This window comes from Hydrogenophaga sp., from assembly GCF_022844385.1.
Taxonomy (GTDB): domain Bacteria; phylum Pseudomonadota; class Gammaproteobacteria; order Burkholderiales; family Burkholderiaceae_C; genus Hydrogenophaga.
Map to the genome: position 1 here is coordinate 27,966 of NZ_JALHLX010000030.1, position 5,485 is coordinate 33,450.

Annotated in this window: 7 protein-coding genes and 3 tRNA genes; all 10 read left to right on the forward strand. The window is 65.7% G+C overall.

Going from position 1 to position 5,485, the window contains the following annotated elements; genetic code table 11:
• Window positions 1-573, forward strand: a 573-nt coding sequence (locus tag Q0C59_RS08105) for an aminodeoxychorismate/anthranilate synthase component II (RefSeq protein WP_291213940.1), incomplete at its 5' end; no start/stop codon positions are given.
• Window positions 570-1,637 (forward strand): low-specificity L-threonine aldolase, encoded by a 1,068-nt coding sequence (gene ltaE, locus Q0C59_RS08110; protein WP_291213942.1) that lies wholly within the window; start codon window positions 570-572, stop codon window positions 1,635-1,637. The genes Q0C59_RS08105 and ltaE, both read left to right, overlap by 4 nt.
• A gap of 16 nt (window positions 1,638-1,653) precedes the next feature.
• Window positions 1,654-2,292 carry a LysE family translocator gene (locus Q0C59_RS08115; protein ID WP_291213944.1) on the forward strand — a complete coding sequence of 213 codons (639 nt, stop codon included), beginning with the start codon at window positions 1,654-1,656 and terminating at the stop codon, window positions 2,290-2,292.
• 22 nt (window positions 2,293-2,314) lie between these two features.
• Window positions 2,315-3,358, forward strand: coding sequence for an anthranilate phosphoribosyltransferase (gene trpD / locus Q0C59_RS08120; protein ID WP_291213946.1), 1,044 nt, complete (start codon window positions 2,315-2,317; stop codon window positions 3,356-3,358).
• Window positions 3,359-3,372: 14 nt separating this feature from the next.
• Complete coding sequence (trpC, locus tag Q0C59_RS08125) at window positions 3,373-4,173, forward strand: indole-3-glycerol phosphate synthase TrpC (protein ID WP_291213948.1); 801 nt, start codon at window positions 3,373-3,375, stop codon at window positions 4,171-4,173.
• A 4-nt stretch (window positions 4,174-4,177) separates the two neighbouring features.
• Window positions 4,178-4,846: a uracil-DNA glycosylase gene (locus Q0C59_RS08130; protein WP_291213950.1), complete on the forward strand. Its 669-nt coding sequence runs from the start codon at window positions 4,178-4,180 to the stop codon at window positions 4,844-4,846.
• Window positions 4,847-4,912: 66 nt separating this feature from the next.
• Window positions 4,913-4,998: transfer RNA gene (locus Q0C59_RS08135), tRNA-Tyr, on the forward strand.
• Between the two features lie 90 nt (window positions 4,999-5,088).
• Window positions 5,089-5,162, forward strand: a tRNA-Gly gene (locus tag Q0C59_RS08140).
• 69 nt (window positions 5,163-5,231) lie between these two features.
• A tRNA-Thr gene (locus tag Q0C59_RS08145) sits at window positions 5,232-5,306 on the forward strand.
• A 66-nt stretch (window positions 5,307-5,372) separates the two neighbouring features.
• A partial coding sequence (locus tag Q0C59_RS08150; protein ID WP_291213952.1) for a GTP-binding protein occupies window positions 5,373-5,485 on the forward strand: 113 nt, incomplete at its 3' end.

Here is a 5,485-nt window from a genome sequence, read left to right on the forward strand (position 1 = left end):
CTCATGGTGGACAACTACGACTCGTTCACCTTCAACATCGTGCAGTACCTTGGTGAGCTCGGGGCTGAGGTCACCGTGGTGCGCAATGACGAAGTCACAGTCGACGAAATCGATCAACGACTGGCGGCTGGAAAGATCGACCGCCTGGTGATTTCCCCGGGTCCATGCTCACCCGCCGAAGCCGGCATCTCGGTCGCAGCGATCCAGCACTTTGCCGGCAAGCTGCCCATCCTCGGCGTGTGCCTGGGCCACCAGGCCATCGGCGCCGCGCTGGGCGGCACGGTGGTGCGTGCCCAGGAACTCATGCACGGCAAGACCAGCGTGATCACAACCAAGCAGGTGGGTGTGTTTGCGAACTTGCCGGAGCAGTTCACCGTGAACCGCTACCACTCGCTGGCGATCCGCCGCAGCGACTGCCCGCCCGAACTGGAGGTGACCGCCTGGACCGACGACGGCGAGATCATGGGCGTGAAACACAAGACCCTGGCCATCGAAGGCGTGCAGTTCCACCCCGAGAGCATCCTCACCGAACACGGGCACGCGATGCTCAAGAACTTTCTGGATCAGGCATGAATACGGTTGACTTGCGAAGTGACACGGTGACACGGCCCACGCCGGCCATGCGTGAGGTCATGATGGCTGCGCCCCTGGGCGACGACGTGTTTGGCGACGACCCGTCCGTCAATGCGCTGCAGGACAAGATCGCTGCCCTGACCGGCAAGGACGCCGCACTCTTCATGGCCAGCGGCACGCAGAGCAACCTGTGCGCGATGCTGGCGCACTGCGAGCGCGGCGACGAGTACATCGTGGGCCAGAACGCCCACACCTACCGCTACGAAGGCGGCGGCGCGGCCGTGCTGGGCAGCATCCAGCCGCAACCCCTGGCGCAAAACGCCACCGGGCAGATGCAGCTGGCCGACATCGCCGCCGCCATCAAACCCGACGACCCGCACTTCGCACGCACGCGCCTGCTGTGCCTGGAGAACACCTGGAACGGCCATCCCATGCCGGCCGAGTACCTCGCCCAGGCGACCGCGCTGGCGCGTGATCACGGCCTGGCGGTGCATCTGGATGGCGCGCGTGTGTTCAACGCGGCGGTGGCCGCGGGCGGTGAACCGTCCACCGCACTTCGCGGCATCGTCGACCGCTTCGACAGCGTCTCCGTGTGTTTCAGCAAAGGCCTGGGCGCGCCCGTGGGCTCGGCCCTGTGCGGCTCCAAAGACCTGATCCGCCGCGCGCTGCGCTGGCGCAAGATGCTCGGCGGCGGCCTGCGCCAGTCGGGCCTGCTCGCGGCTGCGGCGCACCACGCACTGGACCACCACGTCCACCGGCTGGCCGACGACCACGCGCTCGCGCAGCGCCTCGCCCAGGGCTTGGCCGACATCGATGGCCTGGCCGTGCGCTCGGCGCAAACCAACATCGTGTTCGTCGACGTGGCGAACGGTCGCGGCCCCGATCTGCTGGCACACCTGGCGCGCGACGGTGTGCTCGCCACCGGCCTGATCGGCCTGCGTTTCGTGACCCACCTCGATGTGGATGCGGCCGGCATCGACCGCGCGATCGCGAGCACCCGTGCGTTTTTTGCGCAAGGCGCCACGGCCACCAGCACCCGGCCCGCCGGCTCCGCCGTCTACTGAACGCAGGCGCACGGCCATGCCCGACCTGCCGCAACTCCTGCTGTTCATCGCGGCCGGCTGGCTGCTCAACCTCACGCCCGGCCCGGACGTGCTCTACATCGTCACGAACGCACTGCGGAGCGGTGTGCGTGCCGGCATCGTCGCCGCGCTGGGCATCGTCAGTGGCTGCTTCGTGCACGTGTTCGCCGCCGCCGTCGGCGTGAGCGCGCTGCTGGCCACGTCCGCCACCGCGTTCACCGTACTCAAGTGGATCGGCGCCGCCTACCTGCTGTGGATGGGCATTCGTCTGCTGATGTCGAAAGCCAAGCCGCTGGACCTGAACGCGGGCACCATCGAAGTGAACCTCTGGCGTGTGTACCGCCGGGGATTTCTCACCAACGTGCTCAACCCCAAGGTGGCGATCTTCTTTCTGGCCTTTGTGCCGCAGTTCATCGCTCCCGACGCGCCGAACAAGGTGCTGGCGTTTCTGCTGCTGGGGCTGATCTTCAACCTCAACTCGCTGCCGATCAACTTTGGCTACGCCTGGCTCGCCGCCTGGGCCGCGCGGCGCGTGCAGACGGTGCAGCGCGCCATGCACTGGATGGACCGCGCCGCGGGCCTGCTGTTCGTGGGCTTCGGCCTGCGCCTGGCCTTGACCGACAATCCCGCTCAATAGAGAAGAAGCTCAGGAGACACACATGCCGAACAGCCACAAGATCACGCCGCAAGAGGCGCTGCAGCGCACCATCGAGCACCGCGAGATCTTTCACGACGAGATGTTGCACCTCATGCGCCTGATCATGAGCGGCGAAATGTCGCCAGTCATGATGGCCGCTTTCATCACCGGCCTGCGCGTGAAGAAAGAAACCATCGGCGAAATCACGGCGGCTGCGCAGGTGATGCGCGAGTTTTCCACCAAGGTACATGTGGCCGACAAGACGCACCTGGTCGACATCGTCGGCACCGGCGGTGACGGCTCGCACACCTTCAACATCTCCACTTGCTCCATGTTCGTCGCGGCTGCGGCCGGCGCGCGGGTGAGCAAACACGGTGGGCGCAGTGTCTCCAGCAAGAGTGGCAGCGCCGACGTGCTGGAAAGCCTGGGCGTGAACATCAACCTGCCCCCTGAGGCGATCGCGCGCTGCATCGAGCAGGTCGGCGTGGGCTTCATGTTCGCGCCCAACCACCATCCGGCCATGAAAAACGTGGCCCCGGTGCGCCGCGAGCTCGGCATCAAGACCATCTTCAACATCCTGGGCCCGCTGACCAACCCAGCCTCCGCACCCAACATCCTCATGGGCGTGTTCCACCCCGATCTGGTGGGTATCCAGGTGCGCGCATTGCAGCGCCTGGGCGCCGAACACGCGGTGGTGGTGTATGGGCGCGACGGCATGGACGAGGTCTCGCTCGGTGCGGCCACGCTGGTGGGGGAGCTCAAGAGCGGTGAGATCACCGAATACGAGATTCACCCCGAGGACTTCGGCATGACCATGGCCAGCAGCCGAGCGCTGCGGGTGGAGACACCCGAGGCCTCGCGACAGATGCTCATGGGTGTGCTGGAAGGCGGCGATGACCCTGCTTTCAAGGCCCCCAGCGAAATCGTCGCACTCAATGCCGGTGTGGCGCTGTACGCCGCCAATGTGGTCGCCGACATGGGGGCCGGCATCGCACTCGCCCGGCGCACCCTGGCCTCGGGCGCGGCGCTGGCCAAACTCGAACAACTCAAGGCCTTCGCGGCCTGACCTGGAACAACGACATGAGCGACATCCTGCAGAAGATCGTGACTGTGAAGCACGAGGAAATCGCCGCCGCCCAGCGCAAGAAGCCGCTCGACGTGGTGCGCTTCGACGCCGAGAGCCGCGTGCTCACGCGAGATTTCGAGGGCGCGCTGCGCCGCAAGATCGCTGCCGGCCAGGCCGCCGTGATCGCTGAAGTGAAGAAGGCCAGCCCGAGCAAGGGCGTGCTGCGCGAAGACTTCATCCCCGCCGACATCGCCCAGAGCTATGCCGAGGGCGATGGCGAGGTCAGCGCCGCCTGCCTGTCGGTGCTGACCGACAAACAGTTCTTCCAGGGAAGCTCCGACTATTTGAAACAGGCCCGCGCCAGCTGCGACCTGCCGGTGCTGCGCAAGGACTTCATGGTCGACCCGTACCAAGTCTACGAGGCCCGCGCGATGGGCGCCGACGCCATCCTGCTGATCGCCGCCTGCCTGGACGACGCGCAGATGGTCGACCTCGAAGCGCTGACACTCAGCCTGAACATGGCCGTGTTGGTGGAGGTGCACGACCGCGCCGAGCTGCAGCGCGCGCTCAAGCTCAAAACCCCGCTGATCGGCATCAACAACCGCAACCTGCGCACCTTCGAGGTGACGCTGCAGACCACGCTGGACCTGATGGCCGACGTGCCTGCCGATCGCCTGTTGATCACCGAGTCCGGCATCCTGGGCCGCGACGACGTGCAGACCATGCGCGCTGCCGGTGTGCACGCCTTCCTGGTGGGCGAGGCCTTCATGCGCGCACCCGAGCCGGGTCTGGCGCTGGCCGAGCTGTTCGCCTGAACGCATGGCCCCGCAGGAGATGTCGGGTTGGGCCGACCTGACGGCGGATTTCTGGTCGTCCCCCAAAGGGGTGGCGCTGACGTGCTTTCTGGACACCCGCCGCACACAAGGCGCCGCCATCTACCCGCCCGAGCCGCTGAGGGCCCTGCAACTCACGCCCGCCGATGAGGTTCGCGTGGTCGTGCTGGGTCAGGACCCTTACCACGGGCCCGGCCAGGCCGAGGGGCTGGCGTTTTCGGTCGCTCCCGGCGTGAAGCCGCCGCCCAGCCTGCGCAACATCTTTCAGGAGCTGCAGCGCGACCTGGGCCTCCCCCCGCCGGGCAACGGTTCACTGGTGCGCTGGGCGCAGCAAGGCGTGTTGCTGCTCAACACCTGCCTGACGGTGGAAGCGGGCCAGCCCGCCAGCCACGCCCAACAGGGTTGGGAGTCGCTGACCGACCGGCTCATCGAGTACTGCAGCGCGTCGGGTCAGCCCAAGGTCTTCATGCTCTGGGGCGCACATGCCCAGAAAAAGGCGACCCTCATCGACGCCGGGCGGCACCTGCTGCTGTTTGCCAACCACCCGTCGCCGCTGTCGGCCCGCCGCGCGCCCTTTCCGTTCATCGGGTGCGGTCATTTCGGACAGGCCAACGCCTGGCTGGCGAGGCAGGGTGCCCGGCCCATTGACTGGTGATGCGCAGGCTTGCGGAGAAGCTGGTACGCCGTCTTAAAACCATGGCATAATCGCGGGCTGCGCTATGGAGGGGTGGCCGAGTGGTTAAAGGCAGCAGACTGTAAATCTGCCCGCTTACGCGTACGCTGGTTCGAATCCAGCCTCCTCCACCAGCGACCGATGTGTGACATGTAAGCGATGGGACTTTGCGTCCGGCGACCAATTGCCTTGTGGCGGTGGTTCGTTCGGATGGGGCGAATCTGGCGGGAGTAGTTCAATGGTAGAACCCCAGCCTTCCAAGCTGATGACGCGGGTTCGATTCCCGTCTCCCGCTCCATGTCCTGTTGTTGGACATTGTTGGGTTGGTTTTGAGTATTCCAGGATGGCCGGTTTGCCGGCTTCCTTGGCCCTTGTGGCTCAGTGGTAGAGCACTCCCTTGGTAAGGGAGAGGTCGCGGGTCCGATTCCCGCCAAGGGCACCAGTTGATTGCAGATCTGTATCCACAGGTTTTTTGGTTGTTCCGGCAGTTTTGATTTGGAGCTGAAAAATGGGAAAAGAGAAATTTGAGCGGACCAAGCCGCACGTCAACGTTGGCACGATTGGTCACGTTGACCACGGCAAGACCACGCTGACGGCGGCGATCACGACCGTGCTGGCGGC

Bases quoted from the DNA above. Each gene is read 5' to 3' on its own strand.
- ltaE (WP_291213942.1), top strand. From the start codon at position 570: ATGAATACGGTTGACTTGCGAAGTGACACGGTGACACGGCCCACGCCG.
- Q0C59_RS08130 (WP_291213950.1), top strand. From the start codon at position 4,178: ATGGCCCCGCAGGAGATGTCGGGTTGGGCCGACCTGACGGCGGATTTC.
- Q0C59_RS08115 (WP_291213944.1), top strand. From the start codon at position 1,654: ATGCCCGACCTGCCGCAACTCCTGCTGTTCATCGCGGCCGGCTGGCTG.
- trpC (WP_291213948.1), top strand. From the start codon at position 3,373: ATGAGCGACATCCTGCAGAAGATCGTGACTGTGAAGCACGAGGAAATC.
- trpD (WP_291213946.1), top strand. From the start codon at position 2,315: ATGCCGAACAGCCACAAGATCACGCCGCAAGAGGCGCTGCAGCGCACC.